Below are 18,470 nucleotides of genomic sequence, written 5' to 3'. Positions count from 1 at the left end.
CTGTATCTGCGCGCCGCCGGAGCTTGTAAACAGCATGGAGGCTTTTGTGCGCCGTCAGGCGGCGAGGAACACAGGCGTGGGGGACCTGGTGGCGGCCGGCCGGTTGGCCTGCAGGTAGGCAGTCATCTTGGCATAGCCGAGTTCGGACAGGCGCACGAAGCTGCGGCGGGCGTCGCGGCGATCCGCCTCGCGCAGCAGCAGGCCGTTCTTTTCCAGCTGCTTCAGCCAGCGCAAGGCGGTGGTTTCGGGCACGCCGGCGCCGAGGCAGGCCGCGGTGACGGACACGCGCTTGCCCTGCCGGTCGCAGATATACAGGTCCAGCAGCATGTCCCAGGCCGGTTCGCCGAACAGGTCGCCGTTGAAGAATTCACGCCGGCGCTGGCGTTCGCGGTAGATGTCCTGCGCCACCACCAGCCACATGTCGCTGTCCTGGCTGTAGGCGTCAAAGGCGGGCCGGTCTGCCTCCGCCGCGTCGCGCAGCGCCACATCGGCCGCGAGGCGCATGGCCTGATTGCCGAGCATCCTGAGCTGGCGGGTGAGCGCGGCCATGTCGGCGGCGGTGGCGGCCTGGTCCGGCGCCGGGGTGACGGGCAGCTGCACGCTCATGCCGCCGCTCCCGCCAGGATGGTGGGGATCAGCGAAGCGCCGGGTCGGGCCGCCAGTCGGGATAGGGGCCGATGCGACGCTGCCGGCGCCAGTGCGCCACCAGCCCGACGGCCAGAGCCACGATCGTGAAGTATGCGGGCACCTCCACCATGGTCCAGTACGCCTTTGCGCGGCCGAAGGGCAGCAGCAGCGCGGACATGTGCCCGATCACCGCGACCAGCTTCAGGGCGGCCGGGACCAGCGGCCAGAGCCGGTTGGCCCGGATCGACAGCCAGGTGAACACCACCAGCTGCGTGAAGTCGGTAAGGAACAGGAATGTCTCGAACTTGTTGAACGTGACCCGCCCGGCCAGGTTGGAATGGATCTCGTCCGTCACGAACACCAGCAGCAGCAGCCCGCCAACGATGCGTTCCGGCGCGCCGCCCCGCCAGACGGCAAGGAAATAGATCATCAGCGCCATGCTGGAAACAAGCAGCGTTACCGGGTGCATATTCCACCCGCATTGCCGTGATGCCTGCAAGGACCCGTGACATGGTAAACCCCCCGAAAGCCCGGCCGTGCGATTGCGCGGGCATTCATCGCCGGATCGGAAGCGAAGGGGGGCATCAGCCGGCGACCAGAGTGCGCGACAATTGGTCGAACATCATGACCGAGCCGAGTGCGACGAAGACGAGCAGGACCGCGAGAACCGCGATCGCACCCAGCCGCATCACCGTACCGTTGCGCCCTTCAAACAGATCCGGAGCGACGCGGTAATCTTCGGCAACAGCCCTTTCCGGAGGAGGGGCGGAAACCGGCGGTTGGGCCGCGTCGTTCGCCCCGTCGATATCCACCGGCGGCAACGGGGCGGCGATACGGGTTTCTTCATATGCCAATGGTTCGGATGGTTCACCATGGGTCCGGGCCACGGCATCCAGCAGCAGGCGATAGGCCTGCGCGACCTCCCCCCGGCTGTCCACGCCCAGCTTGCCCTTGGCGAACTGGATACGCTGATCAACCGTATGCGGGGAAATACCGAGTTCGCGCGCGATCTCCTTAGAGGTCTTGTGCGCGATCAGCAGATCCAGCACGTTCCGCTGCTTGGCTGTCAGGGAGGCCAATTGCTCCCGTATGTCAGACTCTGACATATATTCCCGACCCATTATGTCCCCTTCCGACACACCTATACGCACACGGGTTCAAGGGGAAGTGTGCATCCGCTGCGGCAGCCGGATTCGTGAGACGCCGATCAGGCGTCGGTGGCGGGCACCAGATGGGCGACCAGCGCGCGCACCTTCTTCTGCCGCCATTGGGGACGCGGCGCGACCAGCCAGTAGGCGCGGCGGACCTCCTCCGGCTCGCTGAGCGCGACCAGCCGGCCGGAGGCGAGCGCCTCCTCGACCAGCGGGAGCGGCAGGGTGGTGCGGCCCAGGCCTGCCATCGCGGAGGACAGCGCCTGCCCCGCATTGCCGACCTGCAGCAGCAGCTCGGCGCCTTCGGCCGGATCCGGGCAGCCAGGCCAGCTGATCCAGCCCGCGGGCGCAGCGGGTGCCGCCACGGTGATCCGGCGGGCGGGTGACAGTTCCACCCCTTCCAGATCGCCCGGCCCTTCCACCAGGCGCACTGCGGCGTCCAGGTTGGCCTGGGTGAAGTCGGCATCCTCCTCCGCCACCAGCTGGAAGCGGACCTGCGGATTGGCCTGCCGGAAGGTGGCCAGCCGGGGCGCGAGCCACTGGGCGTAGAATTCGCGCGGCGCGGCCAAGGCGAAGGAATGGCTGGACTGGCCCGCCTGCATGGCCTGCACGCTTTCCTCGAACCGCAGGAACCCTTCGCGCAGGGGATCGAGCCCGCCCTGCGCCTCGTCCGTCAGTTCCAGCCCGCGCGAGGTGCGGCGGAACAGGACCACGCCCAGCACATCCTCCAGCGCGCGGATCTGCTGCCCCACGGCGGCCGGCGTCACGGCCAGCTCGTCCGCCGCGCGGGTGAAGCTGAGGTGCCGCGCCGCGGCATCGAACACGCGCAGGGCGTTCAGCGGCAGATGGGTGCGCTTCATCGCGGATCCCGCCCGGTCAGCGCGCGGTGGCCGGCGCGGCCAGCGGGAAAAAGGGAATTGCCACTTCGAACAGGGAGCCATCGGCGTGGGTGAAGCCGTAATGGCCTTCCATCGACCCGGTTCGCGTAGTCAGTTCGCAACCTGACACGTAATCATGCGTTCCGCCCGGTTCCAGCACGGGGGTTTCGCCCACCACGCCTTCGCCATCCACCAGGCTGACGACACCGCGGCCATCCGTGATGCGCCAGTGGCGGGTGCGCAGCTGGATGCGTTCGTCCCGCGCGTTCTCCAGCCGGATGTGATAGACCCAGAACCACCGCTCGCTGGTGACGCGGGACTGGTCGGGCATGAATGTCACCGCCACACGCACCGTCACCCCGGAGGTGATCGCGGCATGCTGGAACATGTTGGCAAGCAGTTCGGCCATGGCAGGCAACCTACGGCTCCTGCCCCCGGACGGCAATGCCCCTGTGTGCGAAGGTCACTTCGACGGCGCGGTTTCCGCCGCCTGCACCGCCAGGACGGAGCTATCCGCCGCCAGCGACCAGCGGACGCCGGCGGGGGCATAGTCCAGCGTGACGGCCGCATGCAGGTTGTGCTGCGGCACATCGCGGATCAGCGTGGTGCCGAAGCCCTTGCGCCCTGGCTCCGCCACGGGCGGGCCGCCGCTTTCGTGCCACCAGATGTGAAAGCCGTCATGATCGGGTGGACAGCGCCAGCCAATCGCCACCTGCCCGCCCTCGATCGACAGAGCGCCATATTTCAGCGAGTTGGTGGCCAGTTCGTGCAAGGCCATGCCGACCACCTCCGCCGCGCGCGGGATCAGCGCCGCGCAGGGGGCGCCCCCGATGGTGACCTCCCCCGGCGCGCCCTGCAGGAAGGCCAGCTGGCTGCCGACCAGTTCCGCCACCGGCACGTCCCGCCACGCCCGGCGGACCAGAATGTCCTGATTGACGGCCAGGCTGCGTACGCGATCCTCAAACCGGGCAATGAAGTCCGTCTGGCCCACCGCCGTTCGCCGGGCAAGCGCCTGCACCGTGCTCAGCATGTTCTTGGAGCGGTGGTTCACCTCCATCAGCAGCAGGCGGATCTGTTCCGCCTGTTCGCGCTGGTCGGTGATGTCCGTATTGGTCCCGACCCAGTTGACCAGCCGGCCCGCGGCGTCGCGGATCGGATGGCTGCGCCCCAGGAACCAGCGATAGGAGCCGTCAGCGGCGCGCAGCTGGAACGTCCCTTCCCATGGCTCCTGGCGCTGTATCGCCCGGTCGAAGCCTTCCGACACGTCAGCGTAGTGGTCGGGATGGAGCAGGTCGCGCCCCCGAAACGGCCGGTTCGCGTCTGCATCGATCCCGCCGAATTCGTACCACTGACGATTGTACCATTCGATCTGCCCGTCGGCAGCGGCGATCCAGGCCAGCTGGTCGATATTGTCCGCCAGCATGCGGAACCGCTGCTCGCTGAGCGCCAGCCGCCGCTGATCCGCCAGATGCGGCCCGGCATCGCGCGCGATCTTGCTGGCGCCGACGATCTGGCCCGCCCGGTTGCGCACTGGCGACACGGTGACGGACACATCCACCAGCCGCCCGGTCTTGTGGATACGGCGGGTGAAGAACTGCCCCACCTGCTCGCCCGCGCGGATGCGGTCGAGAATATGGTCCTCCTCCTGCTGGCGGTCGCCAGGCAGCAGGATGCGGATGGACTGCCCGATCATCTCCGCCGCGCTATAGCCGAACAGGCGTTCCGCAGCGGGGTTCCAGGCCTGCACGATCCCGTCCGTGGTCTTGGCGACGATGGCATCGTCCGATCCCTGGAACAGGGCGGCGAACAGATCCTCTTTCTCGATCAAGCGCGTTCCGTTTCCGTGCTGCAGGCGGGACGCCTTCATACGATAGCAAGAAGGGAAAGCAATCGAGCTTTGTAGCAGGCCGGAACAGCCTGCGCCGTTCCGATAAAGCGGCCGAATCTGTCGTCCGAAGATGAAAAAGGCGGTTTGCCGACAACAAGTCCTAAAGTATCAGGCGATAGCAAGCGGTGATCAGGGAAAGCAGGCGAAACTGCGCCCGGACGGTGCCCAAGTGGTAAATGGGGGTATGTGCGTGCGGTTACCGGCTTGGAACTGGGCCATGATCTGGCCGCTGCGCGGCTTTTGGTCGGGCCAATACGATCGATTCACGTCCCATGCTGGATGAGACACATATAACCACCATCGCCGCGTGCAGCACCGCGCTGGCGGTGATCATGTGCATCGCAATCCTGCTGTCCTTCTACAAGAACGGGCGGGCGGGCGAGCGATGGTGGCTGTTTCTGCCCTTTGGACTGGCGGTCCCGTCCAGCATCCTGCTGACCTGGCCCGACCTGCTGCCCGGCGGGTGGGGCCTGCAACTGGGCTGGCTGGGGCTGACGCTGACCTATGGCGGTGCATGGACCGCCGCCCGCGTCACCCTTGGCCGTCCGGCCCGTCCGCTGGTCGTGCTGCTGCCATGTCTCGCCGCCCTGCTGTTCAATACCACCATCGGCATGGAGACAGCCTGGCCCGAACTGCGGATGCTTCCGCGCATCCTGCTGTTCGGCCTGTTCAACGCTTTGGCCGCGCGCGAGTTCTGGCGCCCGGCGGACCATCAACCCCAAAGCGCCACGACCCTGCGCTGGATCTTCACCACCTTTGCAGTCATCGATCTGGCGCGCACCCCCCTTGCCGTGGTTCTGCCCGCCCCGTTTGGATCGAGCGAGACGCAGCTCTGGTCGATCGCGTTGTTCAACTTTGCCGTGGTGCTGGAAGGACTGCTGCTGGGCGTGTTCCTGACGGCGTTGCGGCGTGAACTGATCGCCGCGCGCCATTTGCGGCTGGCCATGGTCGATCCGCTGACAGGCGTCGGCAACCGCCGCGCGCTGGATGCGGCGATCACCCGGCTGGAAGCCGAGCCGCCGGCGCAGAATGGCGGCATGACGGCCGTGGCGATGTTCGACATCGACCGCTTCAAGCTGGTGAATGACGAGCTCGGCCACCCGTTCGGCGACCTGGTGATCGCCGGTGCGGCGCATGTGGCAGGGGAGCTGTTCGGCAATGCCCAGGTCTACCGCACCGGCGGCGAGGAATTCGTCGTGCTGTACCGGGCCGCCACGATGCCGGCCGCGCTGCAGCAGGCGGAGAAGCTGCGCAAGGCGTTCGCCGATCGCAGCCACCGCGACAAGACCCACAGCCGGCGCTGCACCATCAGCGTAGGCGTGGCGCTGGCGCGGCCGGGCCTCGACGCCAAGGCGCTGCTGGCATCGGCGGACGAGGCACTCTACGCCGCCAAGCGCGGCGGGCGGAACCGCACGATCATTGCCGGCATGGGCACCCCGGTTGCCGTAGCGCCGGCCACGGTCCCGGCGGGGGCGGAGCATGTTCGACCGGTCTATCGCCGGCGGGCACGCCGCGCCGCGCTTCGCAGCTGAAGCCCCGGCCGGGAAACCGGCCTCAGCGGCCGATGCGATCCAGGGCCTGATCGAGATCGGCGATCAGGTCCAGCGGGTCTTCCAGCCCAACATTCAGCCGCAGCATGCCGTCTGTCACGCCGGCATCGGCACGGCCTTCCGGCCCCATATTGTAATGGGTGGTGGTCGCCGGGTGGCACATCAGCGACTTGGAATCGCCGATATTGTTGCTGATGTCGATCAGCTCCAGCGCGTCCAGCAGGGCCATCGCCTGCTCCTGCCCGTCCATGTAGAGTGCGAAGATCGGGCCGGCGGCGGACATCTGGCGCATCGCCAGATCGTGCTGCGGGTGGCTGGGCAGGCCGGGATAGAGCACCTCCACCCCGCGCCCTTCCAGGAAGCGGGCGACTTCCAGCGCGTTCTCGCTCTGCCGCCGGGCGCGCAGGTCCAGCGTCTCCAGCCCCTTCAGTACCACCCAGGCATTGAACGGCGCTAGGATGGGCCCGGTGTTGCGCTGGAACGGCATCAGCACCTCCGTGATCCATTGCTCGCTGGCGCACAGGGCACCGGCCAGCACGCGGCCCTGCCCGTCCATCAGCTTCGTCGCGGAATAGGCGACGATGTCCGCGCCAAACTCCATCGGCCGCTGCAGCGCAGGGGTGGCGAAGGCGTTGTCCACCAGCGTGGTGATGCCGCGCGACCGCGCCAGGCCGCAGACATGCGCCAGGTCGACCACGTCCATCGTCGGGTTGGCCGGCGTTTCGAAGAAGAACATCTTCGTGTTGGGGCGGATCGCCGCCTCCCACGCATTATTGTCGCGCGCATCCACGATCGTGCCTTCGATGCCGAAGCGGGGCAGCAGATTGTCCACGATCCAGCGGCACGATCCGAACGCCGCCTTGCCGGCCACGATGTGGTCCCCGGCGGACAGGTGCGCCAGCATCGCGGCGGACATGGCGGCCATGCCGGTTGCCTGCACGCGGCAGGCCTCCGCCCCTTCCAGCGCGGCGATGCGGTCTTCCAGCATCTGCGTGGTGGGGTTCTGCATGCGCGAATAGACCATGCCGGGCGCTTCGCCCGCGAAGCGGTCGGCGACGGACTGCGCGCTGTCATAGGTGTAGCCGCTGGTGAGGAACAGCGCCTCGCTGGTCTCCCCATGCTCGGATCGCCAGGTGCCGGCGCGCACGGCCTGCGTTGCGGGGCGCCAGGCGGCGGTAACGGAGCGGTCCTGTCCGGTGGTCTTCTTCATGGGCCGCGCATTACGGCCCTGCGCGCGGAGGGGCAAGCGTGGCGCAAGCTTGCCCTCCCCCGCCCGCCTTTGTAGGCGCATGCCCGTGATGAGGAGCCAGCCGCCTGCCCGCCCCCGCGACCCGCTCGGCTGGACGGCGTTGCTGGTGGCGCTGTTCGCCCTGCTGGCCGGCTGGCGGCTGACCACCCCGTCGCAGCCCTTCTTCGACGAGGTGCATTACCTGCCGGCCGCGCGCGCGCTGCTGGACCTGTCGCGCATCGCCAATCCGGAACATCCGCCGCTGGGCAAGCTGCTGATCGCCGGCGGCATGGCCGTGTTCGGCGACAATGCGCTGGGCTGGCGGGTGATGCCGTGGGCGGCGGGCGTGCTGACGCTGTGGGCCTTTACCCGGGCGCTGTGGTTCGCCAGCCTTTCGCGCTTCGCCAGCCTGACAGGCGGCGTGTTGGCGGCGGCGGGCTTCCCGCTGCTGGTGCAGACGCGCATCGCCATGCTGGACGTGTTCATGCTGGCCGGCGTGATCTGTGCCTTGTGGATGTGCGCGGGCGCAATTCGGCAGCCGGAGACGGGACGCCGGCGGATGGCGCTGGCGGGCGTGGCGCTGGGCTGCGCGATGGCGGCGAAATGGAACGCCATTCCGGTGGCGGTGCTGCCGGGGCTGGCCTTCGCGGCCGTGCGGCTGCGCGCCTGTGGCTGGCACGGCTTCACGACGCGGCGCGGGCCACCGGTGCCGGGCATCCGGCTGGCGGAGGCGGCGCTGTGGCTGGGGCTGGTGCCGCTGCTGGTCTATGCCGCCTGCTTCCTGCCTTACTGGTTCGTGGAGGTGGGCGCGTTGCGGGGCTGGGGCGGGCTGGTGGAACAGCACCGGCACATGCTGGCGCTGCAGCACCAGACCTTGCCGCCGCATCCCTATCAGAGCCGCTGGTGGGAATGGGTGGGGGACTGGCGCGGGATCTGGTACCTGTACGAGCCGGTCGATGGCGCGCAGCGCGGCGTGCTGCTGGTGGGCAATCCGCTGGTGCATCTGCCCGCATTGGCAGCGCTGGGGTGGTGCCTGTGGGCAGGCGTGCGCGGCCGGGCCGACGCGCTGGCGGTGGCGGTGCTGTATGGCGCCAGCATGGCATTGTGGGTGGTCACGGAGAAGAACGTGCAGTTCTTTTACCACTATGCCCTGCCCGGCCTGTTCGCCACGGCGGCGCTGGCGCTTGCGCTGGATACCCTGTGGCAGCGCGGGTGGCGCGTCGTGCTGGCAGTGCCGGCGGGCGCGGTGGCGCTGCTGGCGTGGTTCTGGCCGGTGTTGACGGCAGCGGCGCTGGACGGGGTGAACGGGTACCGGTGGTATGCCTGGGTGGATGGCTGGTTGTGACACCCTAGCCGGCCGGGACATAGGATGGAAATGCCTTGGTTTTCTGTGACTTGACTCTAACTATCGTACCATATGCACACGCTGGCCGGTCGGGCGCAGACATAAGCGCGGTTCTGTGCCAGCAGGCCGTGGATGGATCTCAACCGACGGCAGATGATACTGGCAGGCGGCGTGTTCGCGGCCACCTCCATGCTCGCAGGGGGAATGCGAACGGAACGGGCGGGCACCGGCAGTGTCGCGCCCCGATCGGCGCCTGTTCCGGCAAAGGTTGCGGCGGCACCTGCGATCCAGCCGGCCATGCCGGCCGCATTGCTGGCCGCTGCGAAGGGCGCGCTCGACCGGCAGGGGCCGGCCATTCTGCGCGACCGGATCGCCGTGGTCGATTTCGCGGTCGCCTCAGCGGAGCCGCGGCTGCATCTGGTCGACCTGCTGTCCGGCAAGGTGCGATCCCTGCTGGTGACGCATGGCAGCGGATCCGACCCCGATCACAGCGGCTGGACGAAGCGTTTCTCCAACATGCCGGGCTCCAACGCGTCGAGCGAGGGGGCCTATGCCACCCAGAACTACTATTCCGGCAAGCATGGCCGGTCGCAGCGGCTTGCCGGGCTGGATGCCAGCAACAGCAACGCGCTGGAGCGGGCCATCGTGATCCACGGGGCCTGGTATGCGGAGCCGGGCGTGGTGGATGCGACCGGCAAGCTGGGGCGCAGCCAGGGCTGCTTCGCGGTGGGGGATACGCTGATCGACGATCTGTTCGATCATCTGGGATCGAGCCGCCTGCTCTATGCGGCGAAGCTCGCCGCCTGACGCTCGGGATTCTCTCCCCTGCAGCCATGCTGCGTTCAGGTAAACGGGCAGATTAATGAACGATCTGGACCGGTGAGCAACCGGTCACATCGGAGAAAACCTGATGAAGACGCTCATTATCGCCGCCGCCGCGCTCGCCACCCTGGTCGCGACGCCTGCCAGTGCCGACCCGAAGAAGCACCGGAATGACCGGGAGCACGGTCAACGCTGGGACCGGGACGATCATCGCGGGAACGGACATTCCGGCGATCGCGGGCGCGGGCGTGGCAATGGCCGGTCGGTGCCTCCGGGCCACCTGCCGCCGCCGGGTGCGTGCCGCGTGTGGATCGATGGGACGCCGCCCGGGCACCAGCCGCCAGTGACAAGCTGCCGCCAGGCGCGGCGCGACGCCTATCGCTATGGCGGCAGGGTGATCTTCGGCGGGCGGCGATGATCGCGCGGGAGGCTGGCGCCGGCCTATAGCCGCGCCAGCACCGCGTCGCCGATCTCGACCGTGCCGGCGCTGCCGCCGAGGTCGCCGCCCTTGATCCCGTCGGCGAGGGCCGTGGCCACCGCCGCCTCGATCCGGGTGGCCGCATCCTCCTGCCCCAATGCGTGGCGCAGCAGCATGGCGAGCGACAGGATCATGGCCATCGGGTTGGCGCGGCCGGTCCCGGCGATGTCGGGGGCGCTGCCGTGGATCGGTTCGAACAGGCCCAGCGTGCCATGGGCGGTCTGCAGTTCACCCAGCGCCGCGCTGGCGAGCAGGCCGATCGAGCCGACGCACATGCTGGCCTGGTCGGACAGGATGTCGCCGAACAGGTTGCCGGTGACGATCACATCGAACTGGCCGGGATCGCGCACCAGCTGCATGGCGGCATTATCGACATACATGTGCGTCAGGGCGACATCCGGGTACTCGGCGGCAACCTCGATCATCACGTCGCGCCACAGCTGGCTGGTTTCCAGCACATTGGCCTTGTCGACGCTGCACAGCTTGCCGTTACGCCCTTGCGCGGCGCGGAAGCCGACATGGGCGATGCGGCGCACCTCGTCCTCCGCATAGGACATCAGGTCGGAGCCCTGTCGGCGTCCATCGTCCAGCGTGCGGATCGCCTTCTCACCGAAATAGACGTCGCCATTCAGTTCGCGCACGATCAGCAGGTCGATCGCGCCGGCGACTTCGGGCCGCAGGGCGGAGAGGTTCTCCAGCCCGGCGAACATCTTGGCCGGGCGCAGATTGGCGAACAGGCCGAGTGCCGAGCGCAGGCCCAGGATCGCCTGTTCGGGGCGCAGATGCCGTTCCAGATTGTCGCAGGTCGGGTCGCCCACCGCGCCGAACAGCAGCGCATCGGCGTCCTGCGCCAGCTCCAGCGTCTCGGGCGGCAGGGGATGGCCGTGGCGGTGATAGGCGGCGCCGCCGACATCGCCGTGGACCAGCTCCACCGGCAGTTCCAGCGCGGCGAGCACGCGCAGCGCCTCCGCCATGATCTCGGGACCGATCCCGTCACCGGGGAGGCAGGCAATTTTCATCTATTCCATCCTGGACAATTGTTCGCGCAGGCGAGAGCGGGCGGCCATAACATCGCCGCGCCGGTCGGCAAGGAGGTAGCGGGCCAGCAAGGGCTGCAACCGGTCCAGCGCGGCCAGCGTCTGGGTGAAATCGCCCGCGACCGGCGCCTCTCCGCCGAAGCCAAGTTCGCGCAGCACCAGCGTTTCGTAAGCGACCAGCCCCGCCAGCCAGTCCCGCGCCGGCGCACCGCTGCCGATCGCATCCAGCAGGCCGCTCAGGCCCTGGAACAGCGGGGGATAGGGCTGGCGTTCGGGCAGCACAGTGGCGGTGAAGGCGGTGGTCCAGCCAATGGCGGCGGCGGCGAGCGGTTCACCCAGCAACGCGCCCCGGCTGCGCAGCAGTTCAGGGGTGGCGAAAGGCAGCTGCGTTTCGGAACGAGTGGCGAGCTGCAGGTCGAGCAAATTGCCGGGGATCAGCACCGGGCGCAGCCGCCGCCCGCGCCCGCCCGCGACATAGGCGGCCACCAGGCCGTATTCCGCCGTCAGAGCGCGGGCGATCACCGCAGTCTCGCCATGCGGGCGCGCAGCGAGCAGGAGGGCGGGGAGGCGCAGATGCATGGGGCGATGCCCTGCCCATGCGCGCCACCGCGCGCAAGCGGATCAGGCGAGCGGGTCGCCCGTGGTGCCAGCGGCCGGGGGGGTGGTGGCGCCCATGCCCGAACCGGTGTCGGACCCTGCCAGCTTCGCTTCCAGCGCGGCGATGCGGGCCTGCAGCTTGTCGGCTTCCTCGCGGGCACGGGCGGCCATGTCCTTGACCGCGTCGAATTCCTCACGGCTGACGAAGTCCATCCCGCCGAATGCTTCCTTGAAGCGTTCACGGGCGCCTTCGCGCGCCTCCCGCGTCATGCCGGCAAAGGTGCCCGCGGCGCTGTTGGCGAGCTTGACGAAGTCGGCGAGGAGGGGGTTCTGGCTCTGCATAAGCTGCTATCTGGCGCGCGCAGGCGATGCGTGCAAGTGGTCCTATGCCGCAGGATTGAGCTGCAGCACCTGCCAGTTCAGCACCGTGGCGAACAGCACCCATGCCAGATAGGGCAGCAACAGCAGCCCGGCGGCGCCCCGCACCCGCCAGAACAACGCCACCGTGACGATCAGCGCCACGTCCAACGCCAGCAGGATCGCCAGCGCCACCCCGATCTGGTGCGCGGCGAAGAAGGTGGGGGACCACGCCAGATTGAGCAGGAGCTGCACGGCAAAGGCCCACAAGGCCGCGCGGCGATGAGGCGAGGTGCGCTCCGCCCCGACCAGCGCCAGCGCGATGCCCATCATCACATACAGGATCGGCCAGACAATGCCGAAGGTCGCGCCCGGCGGGTAGATCGCCGGCTTGGCCAACGCGGCGAACCAGGGCTGGTCGCCGGAGGAGCCCGAAGCCACGCCGGACAGGCTGCCCAGCAGCAGCACGGCCGGCACGCAGATCAGCAGCCAACGGGTAAGATTGGACCGGGCACTCATGCGGCGATTCCCTTGGTTGCGCTGACGAGGAATTCCACATTGCCCTCGCTGCCGGTGATCGGACTGGGGATGATACCCTTCACCTGCCAGCCGGTTTCCGCCAGCCAGGCGGACACCTCGTCGCACACGCGCCCATGCAGTTCGGTGTCGCGCACGATGCCGCCCTTTCCGACCTCTTCTCGCCGCACCTCGAATTGCGGCTTGATCAGCGCCACCAGCTGCGCGCCGGGCAGCGCCAGGGCCAGCGGGGCGGCCAGCACCTTGGCCAGGCCGATGAAGCTGGCATCGCAGACGACCCAGTTGCAGCCTTGCGTGATGATGTCGGCCGTCAGGTCGCGCGCATTGGTCTGTTCCAGCACGGTGATGCGCGGATCCTGCCGCAGCTTCCAGTCGAGCTGGTTGGTGCCGACATCCACCGCGAAGACATGCGCCGCGCCATTCTCCAGCAGCACCTGCGTGAAGCCGCCGGTGCTGCTGCCGATATCCATCGCCACGGCGCCGGTGGGGTCCAGCTGCCAGTGCGCCAGTGCGTGCGCCAGCTTCACCCCGCCCCGCCCGACCCAGGGATGATCGCGGCCGCGCACCTCCACCGCCGCATCGGCGGCGACCTGCTGCCCCGGCTTGTCGATCCGCTTGTCGCCGGCAAAGACCAGCCCCGCCATGACCAGCGCCTGCGCCCGTGCGCGGCTGGGCGCCAGGCCCCGTTCGGTCAGCATCTGGTCGATACGCATCTTGCCCGCCATGGGGCAGGCGCTTTAGAGGCCGGACCCATAAGCCGCCAGCCCCAACGCGCCTTCGCCTCGAGAGGAATGCCATGATCGATCCCCTACGCCCCGCTGCCATCACCCTGCTGGGCGCGGCGGCCCTGCTGGCCGGCTGCAATCAGGCGCCTGACGATGCCGCCCCCGCCCCCGTGCTGACGTCATCCGCCCCGCGCACCGCCGATGCCGCGGGCGAGGCGCTGACCGCCGGCAGCTGGCGGATCGAGGAAACGGCGAACGGCGCCAGCGCGGCCTTCGGCACCGAAGCGGGCGAGGCATTGTTCCGGATGGTCTGCCGCCGGGATGACCGGGCCGTGATCCTGACGCGGTCGGGCGTGCCTTCGGCGCCGGCGACATACCGGGTGGAAGCCGGCGGGCTGGCCGCCGATCTGGCGATGGTGCCGGCGGCGGCGGGCACCGAAGGCGCCGGAGAGGTCGAGGCGGTGGTCGATCCCACCCAGCCGATCATTGCCGCCTTCGCCGATCCCGCCGCCACCATCCGCGTCACTGCGCCGGGCGTGCCTGCCCTGCACCTGCCCAGCCATACCGGCACCAGCCGCGTCGTGCAGGCGTGCAGCTGATGGCCCGCGCACCCTTCCGGCTGACGGTCGGCGCCGCGCTGCTGACGGCGCTGGCGCTGTCCGCCTGCGTCCCATCCGTGCCGCAGCCGACCCCCGCCCCCCAGCCCGCACCTGCACCGGCCCCTGCGCCCCGCCCGGCCCCGCAACCGGCGCCGCCGGTGCCGAGCAACTGGATGGACGCAGCCCAGACGCCGGGCGACTGGCGCTACACGCCGCTGGGCGGCGGCGGGCGGGCCAGCTTCGTCGATCCCGCGGGCACCGTGCTGTTCGACATGATCTGCACGGGCGCGCGGCAGATCACCCTGGCGCGGGCTGGAGCCGGCGGCAGCAGCATGATCGTGCGGGCCGAGGCGGCCGAGCGCAGCCTGCCCGCAACCCCCGCCAACGGGGCCGCGACCGCCGTGCTGGGGGCGGGTGATTCGCTGCTGGACGCGGTGGCCTTTTCCAAAGGGCGGTTCGCGATCGAGGTGGGCAGCGCCCCGCCGCTGTTCCTGCCGGCCTGGCCGGAGGTGACACGGGTGGTGGAGGACTGTCGCTAGCCGCCCGGCGCGTCACCGTCATGACGGTGGAAAAAACGCATCTTCACGCTTGCTTTGCCGCGCGGTCTGACTCAAATATTGCCGCAGGTCCGGCGATGCACGCAGGGCCCAGCCGCCGGTGAAATGGCGGCATGGCTATCCAGCGCGAAAGGAGGTGATCCGATGTCTCATGGTTCAGCAGAGAGGTCGGCTTTGTCCCGTGCGGAGCATTATCGGTAACCTGATCTCCTACCGATAGAGGCTTCGTGGGCGGCACTTCCGGCCGCTGACCATGCGAAGGGCGGTGTCGCGACATGCGGGGCCGCCCTTCTCATATCTGCGACGCCATCGTCAGCTGGCGCGCGCCTCTTGCCTCCATCCCGGTGCCGTCCTACCCGCTTGCGTCAGGAGAACCTGACAATGGCCGACGCACCCACCATCGATATTGCCCGCCTGCCCCACCCCGCCCCCGTGCCCGGCGCCACGCGCCAGCAGGCGATCGCGGATCCGGGCTTCGGCAAGCTGTTCACCGATCACATGCTGACGATCGAATGGAGCGAGGATCGCGGCTGGCACGATGCGCAGCTGGGCCCGCGCCAGCCGATCCCGCTCGATCCTGCGGCATCGGTGCTGCATTATGCGCAGGAAATTTTCGAAGGGCTGAAGGCCTATCGCCTGGCCGATGGCAGCATGGCGCTGTTCCGCCCCGATCGGAACGCAGCGCGCTTCAACGATTCCGCCCGTCGCCTGGCCATGCCCGAGCTGCCGGAGACGGCCTTCGTGGAGGCTTGCCGCGCGCTGGCGCTGGCGGACAAGGACTGGTTCCCCCCAGTGGATGGCGGATCGCTGTATCTGCGGCCCTTCATGTTCGCGACCGAAGCGTTCCTAGGCGTGCGCCCGGCCAAGCAGTACAAATTCGTGGTGATCGCCAGCCCGGCGGGCAATTACTTCAAGAGCGGCGCCCCGGCGGTGTCGATCTGGGTCGCCGCCGACCACACCCGCGCCGCCCCCGGCGGCACCGGCGCGGCCAAGTGCGGCGGCAATTACGCCGCCAGCCTGGTGCCGCAGGCCGACGCGATCGCGCGCGGGCACGACCAGGTGGTGTTCCTTGACGCGGCCGAGCGCCGCTGGATCGAGGAACTGGGCGGCATGAACCTGTTCTTCGTGTTCGCGGACGGCACGGTGATCACGCCGCCGCTGACCGGCACGATCCTGCCCGGCATCACCCGCGACAGCCTGCTGCTGCTGGCCGAGGAGGAAGGGCTGACCGTGCGCGAGGAACGCTACAGCCTGGACCAGTGGCGCGATGATGCGGAGAGCGGCCGGCTGATCGAGACCTTCGCCTGCGGCACCGCCGCCGTGGTGACCCCGGTGGGCCGCGTGGCAGGGCTGGATGGCGAGTTCACCATCGGCAGCGGCGGCCCCGGCCAGACGACGCAGCGGCTGCGCGAGCGGCTGGTCGCCATCCAGCGCGGCGCCGCGCCGGACCTGCATGGCTGGGTGATGCGGCTGGACTGATCAGCGGGGCTGCGGCCCGACCGCGTCGTCGGCCTCTGCCAGCTGCGCGGCCATCGGCGTGGTGCGGGGCAGCAGCTGGTATGGCTGCTGCTGCGCTTCCGGCACGGGTGCCCGCCGCTGTTGCCGCCACAAGGCGAAGCCGAGGCCGGCCGCCGCACAGCCGCCGATCCAGATGAACAGCCCCGCCGGACCCAGCAGCAGCATCGCCACCGATCCGGTCAGCGGGCCCAGCGCCGCGCCCACCGAATAGACCAGCACCAGCCCCCCACTGGCGCCGACCCGCTCCGATGCGTGCAGATGGTCGTTCGTGTGCCCCACGCAGAGCGGATAGAGGGAAAAGCCCAGCCCGCCGAACAGCGCGCCCAGCGCCATCAGGCCGGCGCCGCTTGGGCTGATCGCAGCCAGCAGCACGGCCACGATCATCGCCCCCAGCAACGCCCCCACGATCACGCGGCGGCGGTCATAGCGGTCCGAAAGCCAGCCGAGCGGCCATTGCAGCGCCACGCCGCCGGCGATCACCCCGCTCATGAACAGGGCCGTCTGCGACAGCGCCATGCCCTGCCGCTGGGCATAGACCGCGCCCAGCGCGTAGAAGGCGCCCAGCATCAGCCCGGTGATGGCCACCCCGACAAAGCCGAGTGGCGACGCGGTGTAGAGCCGTTCGATCGACAGCTTGGCCTGCTCGCCCACCACCGGACTCGCCATGCGCGTGAGCGAGATCGGCAGCACCGCCAGCGACATCAGGATGGAGGCGACGACGAAGGGCAGCATGGCCGCCCCGTCCAGGTTCAGCAGGTACTGCCCCACCGCCTGCCCGGCATAGAGCGCGATCATGTAGGCCGCGAGCACGGAGCCGCGCGTCGCCGGCTCCGCCTGTTCGTTGAGCCAGCTTTCGAGGCACACGAAGACGCCGGCGACGCACAGCCCGTCGACCAGGCGCAGCAGGATCCACCAGGCGGCGCTTTCGCCCAGCGCATAGGCCAGGGTGCTGGCGGACAGCAGCGACACGACCGCGGAGAAGGTGCGGATATGGCCGACCCGCTCGATCACCCGGGTCACCCGCAGCGATCCGATCGTCAGCCCAACGAAGTAGGCCGTGGTCACCAGGCCGATGACCGGCGCGCGATAGCCGGCCGCTTCCAGCCGCACGCTGACGAAGGAAGTCATGAACCCGCCACCCGCCATCAGGATGAAGATCGCGAGCAGCAGGCTCTGCACCGGGAGGACCGAACGAAGCATCTGCGCCTCATGGCCCCCGGCCGGCCGCGTGACAACTCGCGCGTCCAGCGGCGGCGCCGAAGGGAACTATGCGGCGCGCCAGCGGGCGATGAAGAAGCCGTCCATGCCGCCATGCCCCGCCAGCAGCGCGGGATGTGTGCGGACCCAGCCTTCGGCCGTCGGCATCACGCCCTCGGGCAGCTCCTCCGCCGTGACCGGCAGGGGGGGCAGGGTCACGCGCGGGGCCTGCGCCTCGCCCTCCTCCCGCTCCAGCGAGCAGACGGCATAGACCAGTGTGCCGCCGGGCTTCAGCCAGCCGGCGGCGCGGTCCAGCAGCCTGGCCTGCAGTTCGACCATGCTGTCGACCTGAGCCGGGCTGATCCGGTGCAGCACGTCCGGATGGCGGCGGGCGGTGCCGGTGGCGGTGCACGGCGCGTCGAGCAGGATGGCGTCAAACGGTTCGTCCGGCTGCCATTCCAGCGCATTGGCGACCACGATCTTCGCCCACATGTCCAGCCGCTTGCAATTGTCGCCCAGCAGGCCGAGCCGGCGGCGGCTGACGTCGAGCGCGGTCACCTGCCATCCGGCGGCGAGCAGCTGCAGCGTCTTGCCGCCGGGCGCGGCGCACAGGTCCAGCGCGCGGCGGCCCTCCCCTGCGCCCAGCAGGCGGGCGGGGAGCGTCGCGGCGAGATCCTGCACCCACCAGGCGCCTTCGGCAAAGCCGGGCAGTACCTCGATCGCGCCGCCGCGCGGCAGGCGCACATGGCCCGGCGCCAGGCTGATGCCGCCCAGCCGCTCCGCCCACTCGGCGGTGGCGGCGGGATCGCGCAGGGTGAGATCGAGCGGCGGCGGATTTGCAAGGCCGGCAGCGATGGCTTCTGCGCGGCTGCCCCAGCGCTGCGCCACCAGCGGCGGCAGGGTCGGCACATCCGGCAGCGTCACGCCCTGCCGCACCAGCGCGCCGAACACACCATGCGCCAGCCGGCGCGGCCCGCCCGTCAGCAGGTCCAGCCCGGTGGCGATCACCGCGTGCGGCGGAGTGCTGAGGCGCAGCCATTGCGCCAGCATCAGCCGCAGCACGCCGCGCACCTTGGTATCGTCTGCCAGCCGCTGCTTCGTCGCGCTGTCGATCAGTGCGTCGAGATCGACCAGCCAGCGCAGGGTCTCGCCCGTGATGGCGCGAGCCAGCGCCCGATCGGCCGGCGCCTGCACGCCGCGCAAGGCGCCCGCTTCCGCCTGGTCCAGCGTCTCGCCCCGGCGCAGCACGGCATCTAGCAGCTTCAATGCGGCGCGGCGCGCAGGAAGGCCGGCGACGGGAGCGGCCTGGGGCTGGGCGGTGTTGGTGCGTGGTGGAGGCATGCTGTCCCCTATCGGCCCTTGCGCCGCAGCGCCAGCCG

The 18,470-nt window shown here is 69.5% G+C and carries 20 protein-coding genes and 1 pseudogene; 7 read left to right on the top strand and 14 right to left on the bottom strand.

Annotated elements, in window-relative coordinates:
• Nucleotides 1-54 precede the first annotated feature (54 nt).
• The 6 genes from D5S08_RS05395 to D5S08_RS05370 all read right to left on the bottom strand — a co-directional run bounded on the left by D5S08_RS05395 (nt 55) and on the right by D5S08_RS05370 (nt 4,484).
• Nucleotides 55-606, bottom strand: coding sequence for a winged helix DNA-binding protein (locus D5S08_RS05395; RefSeq protein ID WP_121116357.1), 552 nt, complete (start codon nt 604-606; stop codon nt 55-57).
• 28 nt (nt 607-634) lie between these two features.
• Nucleotides 635-1,066, bottom strand: a complete 432-nt coding sequence (locus tag D5S08_RS05390; RefSeq protein WP_121116355.1) for a hypothetical protein — start codon at nt 1,064-1,066, stop codon at nt 635-637.
• A 145-nt stretch (nt 1,067-1,211) separates the two neighbouring features.
• Complete coding sequence (locus D5S08_RS05385; protein ID WP_241557247.1) at nt 1,212-1,676, bottom strand: LuxR C-terminal-related transcriptional regulator; 465 nt, start codon at nt 1,674-1,676, stop codon at nt 1,212-1,214.
• A gap of 158 nt (nt 1,677-1,834) precedes the next feature.
• Nucleotides 1,835-2,638 (bottom strand): LysR family transcriptional regulator, encoded by an 804-nt coding sequence (locus tag D5S08_RS05380; protein ID WP_121116351.1) that lies wholly within the window; start codon nt 2,636-2,638, stop codon nt 1,835-1,837.
• A 16-nt stretch (nt 2,639-2,654) separates the two neighbouring features.
• On the bottom strand, nt 2,655-3,065 hold the full coding sequence (gene apaG, locus D5S08_RS05375; protein WP_121116349.1) for a Co2+/Mg2+ efflux protein ApaG: 411 nt from the start codon (nt 3,063-3,065) through the stop codon (nt 2,655-2,657).
• 54 nt (nt 3,066-3,119) lie between these two features.
• Nucleotides 3,120-4,484 (bottom strand): PAS domain S-box protein, encoded by a 1,365-nt coding sequence (locus tag D5S08_RS05370; protein ID WP_241557246.1) that lies wholly within the window; start codon nt 4,482-4,484, stop codon nt 3,120-3,122.
• A gap of 332 nt (nt 4,485-4,816) precedes the next feature.
• On the opposite strand from D5S08_RS05370, the gene D5S08_RS05365 reads away from it, so the two are divergent.
• On the top strand, nt 4,817-6,076 hold the full coding sequence (locus D5S08_RS05365; protein WP_121116346.1) for a GGDEF domain-containing protein: 1,260 nt from the start codon (nt 4,817-4,819) through the stop codon (nt 6,074-6,076).
• A 22-nt stretch (nt 6,077-6,098) separates the two neighbouring features.
• Here the strand turns inward: D5S08_RS05365 and metZ are convergent, their stop codons facing one another.
• Nucleotides 6,099-7,304 carry an O-succinylhomoserine sulfhydrylase gene (gene metZ / locus D5S08_RS05360; RefSeq protein ID WP_121116344.1) on the bottom strand — a complete coding sequence of 402 codons (1,206 nt, stop codon included), beginning with the start codon at nt 7,302-7,304 and terminating at the stop codon, nt 6,099-6,101.
• A gap of 88 nt (nt 7,305-7,392) precedes the next feature.
• Between metZ and D5S08_RS17315 the strand changes: the two genes are divergently transcribed.
• The 3 genes from D5S08_RS17315 (at nt 7,393) to D5S08_RS05345 (ending at nt 9,907) form a co-directional block, all read left to right on the top strand.
• On the top strand, nt 7,393-8,667 hold the full coding sequence (locus tag D5S08_RS17315; RefSeq protein ID WP_121116342.1) for a phospholipid carrier-dependent glycosyltransferase: 1,275 nt from the start codon (nt 7,393-7,395) through the stop codon (nt 8,665-8,667).
• A 132-nt stretch (nt 8,668-8,799) separates the two neighbouring features.
• Nucleotides 8,800-9,474 carry a murein L,D-transpeptidase catalytic domain family protein gene (locus D5S08_RS05350; RefSeq protein WP_121116340.1) on the top strand — a complete coding sequence of 225 codons (675 nt, stop codon included), beginning with the start codon at nt 8,800-8,802 and terminating at the stop codon, nt 9,472-9,474.
• A 103-nt stretch (nt 9,475-9,577) separates the two neighbouring features.
• Complete coding sequence (locus D5S08_RS05345; RefSeq protein ID WP_121116338.1) at nt 9,578-9,907, top strand: hypothetical protein; 330 nt, start codon at nt 9,578-9,580, stop codon at nt 9,905-9,907.
• Between the two features lie 23 nt (nt 9,908-9,930).
• On the opposite strand, the gene leuB is transcribed toward D5S08_RS05345, so the two are convergent.
• From leuB to D5S08_RS05320, 5 genes and pseudogenes are all read right to left on the bottom strand, one after another.
• A complete protein-coding gene (gene leuB, locus D5S08_RS05340) occupies nt 9,931-10,986 on the bottom strand; it encodes a 3-isopropylmalate dehydrogenase (RefSeq protein WP_121116336.1) in 1,056 nt (351 codons plus the stop codon).
• Nucleotides 10,987-11,583: a DNA repair protein RecO gene (gene recO, locus D5S08_RS05335; protein ID WP_121116334.1), complete on the bottom strand. Its 597-nt coding sequence runs from the start codon at nt 11,581-11,583 to the stop codon at nt 10,987-10,989.
• 123 nt (nt 11,584-11,706) lie between these two features.
• A pseudogene (locus tag D5S08_RS05330) lies at nt 11,707-11,943 on the bottom strand (accessory factor UbiK family protein); the annotation flags it as partial.
• A 42-nt stretch (nt 11,944-11,985) separates the two neighbouring features.
• The gene (locus D5S08_RS05325) at nt 11,986-12,477 is read right to left on the bottom strand and encodes a TspO/MBR family protein (protein WP_121116331.1); all 492 of its coding nucleotides are present in this window, start codon (nt 12,475-12,477) and stop codon (nt 11,986-11,988) included.
• Complete coding sequence (locus D5S08_RS05320) at nt 12,474-13,220, bottom strand: TlyA family RNA methyltransferase (protein WP_121116329.1); 747 nt, start codon at nt 13,218-13,220, stop codon at nt 12,474-12,476. Before D5S08_RS05320 ends, D5S08_RS05325 begins: the two co-directional genes overlap by 4 nt.
• Before the next feature lie 71 nt (nt 13,221-13,291).
• On the opposite strand from D5S08_RS05320, the gene D5S08_RS05315 reads away from it, so the two are divergent.
• The 3 genes from D5S08_RS05315 to D5S08_RS05305 all read left to right on the top strand — a co-directional run bounded on the left by D5S08_RS05315 (nt 13,292) and on the right by D5S08_RS05305 (nt 15,855).
• Nucleotides 13,292-13,819, top strand: a complete 528-nt coding sequence (locus D5S08_RS05315; protein ID WP_121116327.1) for a hypothetical protein — start codon at nt 13,292-13,294, stop codon at nt 13,817-13,819.
• A complete protein-coding gene (locus D5S08_RS05310) occupies nt 13,819-14,358 on the top strand; it encodes a hypothetical protein (protein WP_121117017.1) in 540 nt (179 codons plus the stop codon). The genes D5S08_RS05315 and D5S08_RS05310 overlap by 1 nt, the downstream gene beginning before the upstream one ends.
• A 399-nt stretch (nt 14,359-14,757) precedes the next feature.
• Nucleotides 14,758-15,855: a branched-chain amino acid aminotransferase gene (locus D5S08_RS05305; protein WP_121116325.1), complete on the top strand. Its 1,098-nt coding sequence runs from the start codon at nt 14,758-14,760 to the stop codon at nt 15,853-15,855.
• On the opposite strand, the gene D5S08_RS05300 is transcribed toward D5S08_RS05305, so the two are convergent.
• Together D5S08_RS05300 and D5S08_RS05295 are read right to left on the bottom strand one after the other, a co-directional pair.
• A complete protein-coding gene (locus D5S08_RS05300; protein WP_121116323.1) occupies nt 15,856-17,094 on the bottom strand; it encodes an MFS transporter in 1,239 nt (412 codons plus the stop codon).
• A 66-nt stretch (nt 17,095-17,160) separates the two neighbouring features.
• Entirely contained in the window at nt 17,161-18,432 is a 1,272-nt protein-coding gene (locus D5S08_RS05295; RefSeq protein ID WP_121116321.1) for an RsmB/NOP family class I SAM-dependent RNA methyltransferase, read from the bottom strand.
• Between the last annotated feature and the right edge of the window lie 38 nt (nt 18,433-18,470).

The sequence above is a fragment of the Croceibacterium ferulae genome (assembly GCF_003660445.1).
Classification (GTDB): domain Bacteria; phylum Pseudomonadota; class Alphaproteobacteria; order Sphingomonadales; family Sphingomonadaceae; genus Croceibacterium; species Croceibacterium ferulae.
This window is presented reverse-complemented; position numbering and strand designations above follow the sequence as displayed.

What these genes read in the sequence shown, in the direction of transcription:
- D5S08_RS05395 (WP_121116357.1), bottom strand. Translation starts at nt 606, where the DNA reads ATGAGCGTGCAGCTGCCCGTCACCCCGGCGCCGGACCAGGCCGCCACC.
- leuB (WP_121116336.1), bottom strand. Translation starts at nt 10,986, where the DNA reads ATGAAAATTGCCTGCCTCCCCGGTGACGGGATCGGTCCCGAGATCATG.
- D5S08_RS05295 (WP_121116321.1), bottom strand. Translation starts at nt 18,432, where the DNA reads ATGCCTCCACCACGCACCAACACCGCCCAGCCCCAGGCCGCTCCCGTC.
- D5S08_RS05390 (WP_121116355.1), bottom strand. Translation starts at nt 1,066, where the DNA reads ATGGCGCTGATGATCTATTTCCTTGCCGTCTGGCGGGGCGGCGCGCCG.
- D5S08_RS05310 (WP_121117017.1), top strand. Translation starts at nt 13,819, where the DNA reads ATGGCCCGCGCACCCTTCCGGCTGACGGTCGGCGCCGCGCTGCTGACG.
- D5S08_RS05315 (WP_121116327.1), top strand. Translation starts at nt 13,292, where the DNA reads ATGATCGATCCCCTACGCCCCGCTGCCATCACCCTGCTGGGCGCGGCG.
- recO (WP_121116334.1), bottom strand. Translation starts at nt 11,583, where the DNA reads ATGCATCTGCGCCTCCCCGCCCTCCTGCTCGCTGCGCGCCCGCATGGC.
- D5S08_RS05345 (WP_121116338.1), top strand. Translation starts at nt 9,578, where the DNA reads ATGAAGACGCTCATTATCGCCGCCGCCGCGCTCGCCACCCTGGTCGCG.
- apaG (WP_121116349.1), bottom strand. Translation starts at nt 3,065, where the DNA reads ATGGCCGAACTGCTTGCCAACATGTTCCAGCATGCCGCGATCACCTCC.
- D5S08_RS05325 (WP_121116331.1), bottom strand. Translation starts at nt 12,477, where the DNA reads ATGAGTGCCCGGTCCAATCTTACCCGTTGGCTGCTGATCTGCGTGCCG.
- metZ (WP_121116344.1), bottom strand. Translation starts at nt 7,304, where the DNA reads ATGAAGAAGACCACCGGACAGGACCGCTCCGTTACCGCCGCCTGGCGC.
- D5S08_RS05380 (WP_121116351.1), bottom strand. Translation starts at nt 2,638, where the DNA reads ATGAAGCGCACCCATCTGCCGCTGAACGCCCTGCGCGTGTTCGATGCC.
- D5S08_RS17315 (WP_121116342.1), top strand. Translation starts at nt 7,393, where the DNA reads ATGAGGAGCCAGCCGCCTGCCCGCCCCCGCGACCCGCTCGGCTGGACG.
- D5S08_RS05350 (WP_121116340.1), top strand. Translation starts at nt 8,800, where the DNA reads ATGGATCTCAACCGACGGCAGATGATACTGGCAGGCGGCGTGTTCGCG.
- D5S08_RS05300 (WP_121116323.1), bottom strand. Translation starts at nt 17,094, where the DNA reads ATGCTTCGTTCGGTCCTCCCGGTGCAGAGCCTGCTGCTCGCGATCTTC.
- D5S08_RS05365 (WP_121116346.1), top strand. Translation starts at nt 4,817, where the DNA reads ATGCTGGATGAGACACATATAACCACCATCGCCGCGTGCAGCACCGCG.
- D5S08_RS05305 (WP_121116325.1), top strand. Translation starts at nt 14,758, where the DNA reads ATGGCCGACGCACCCACCATCGATATTGCCCGCCTGCCCCACCCCGCC.
- D5S08_RS05320 (WP_121116329.1), bottom strand. Translation starts at nt 13,220, where the DNA reads ATGGCGGGCAAGATGCGTATCGACCAGATGCTGACCGAACGGGGCCTG.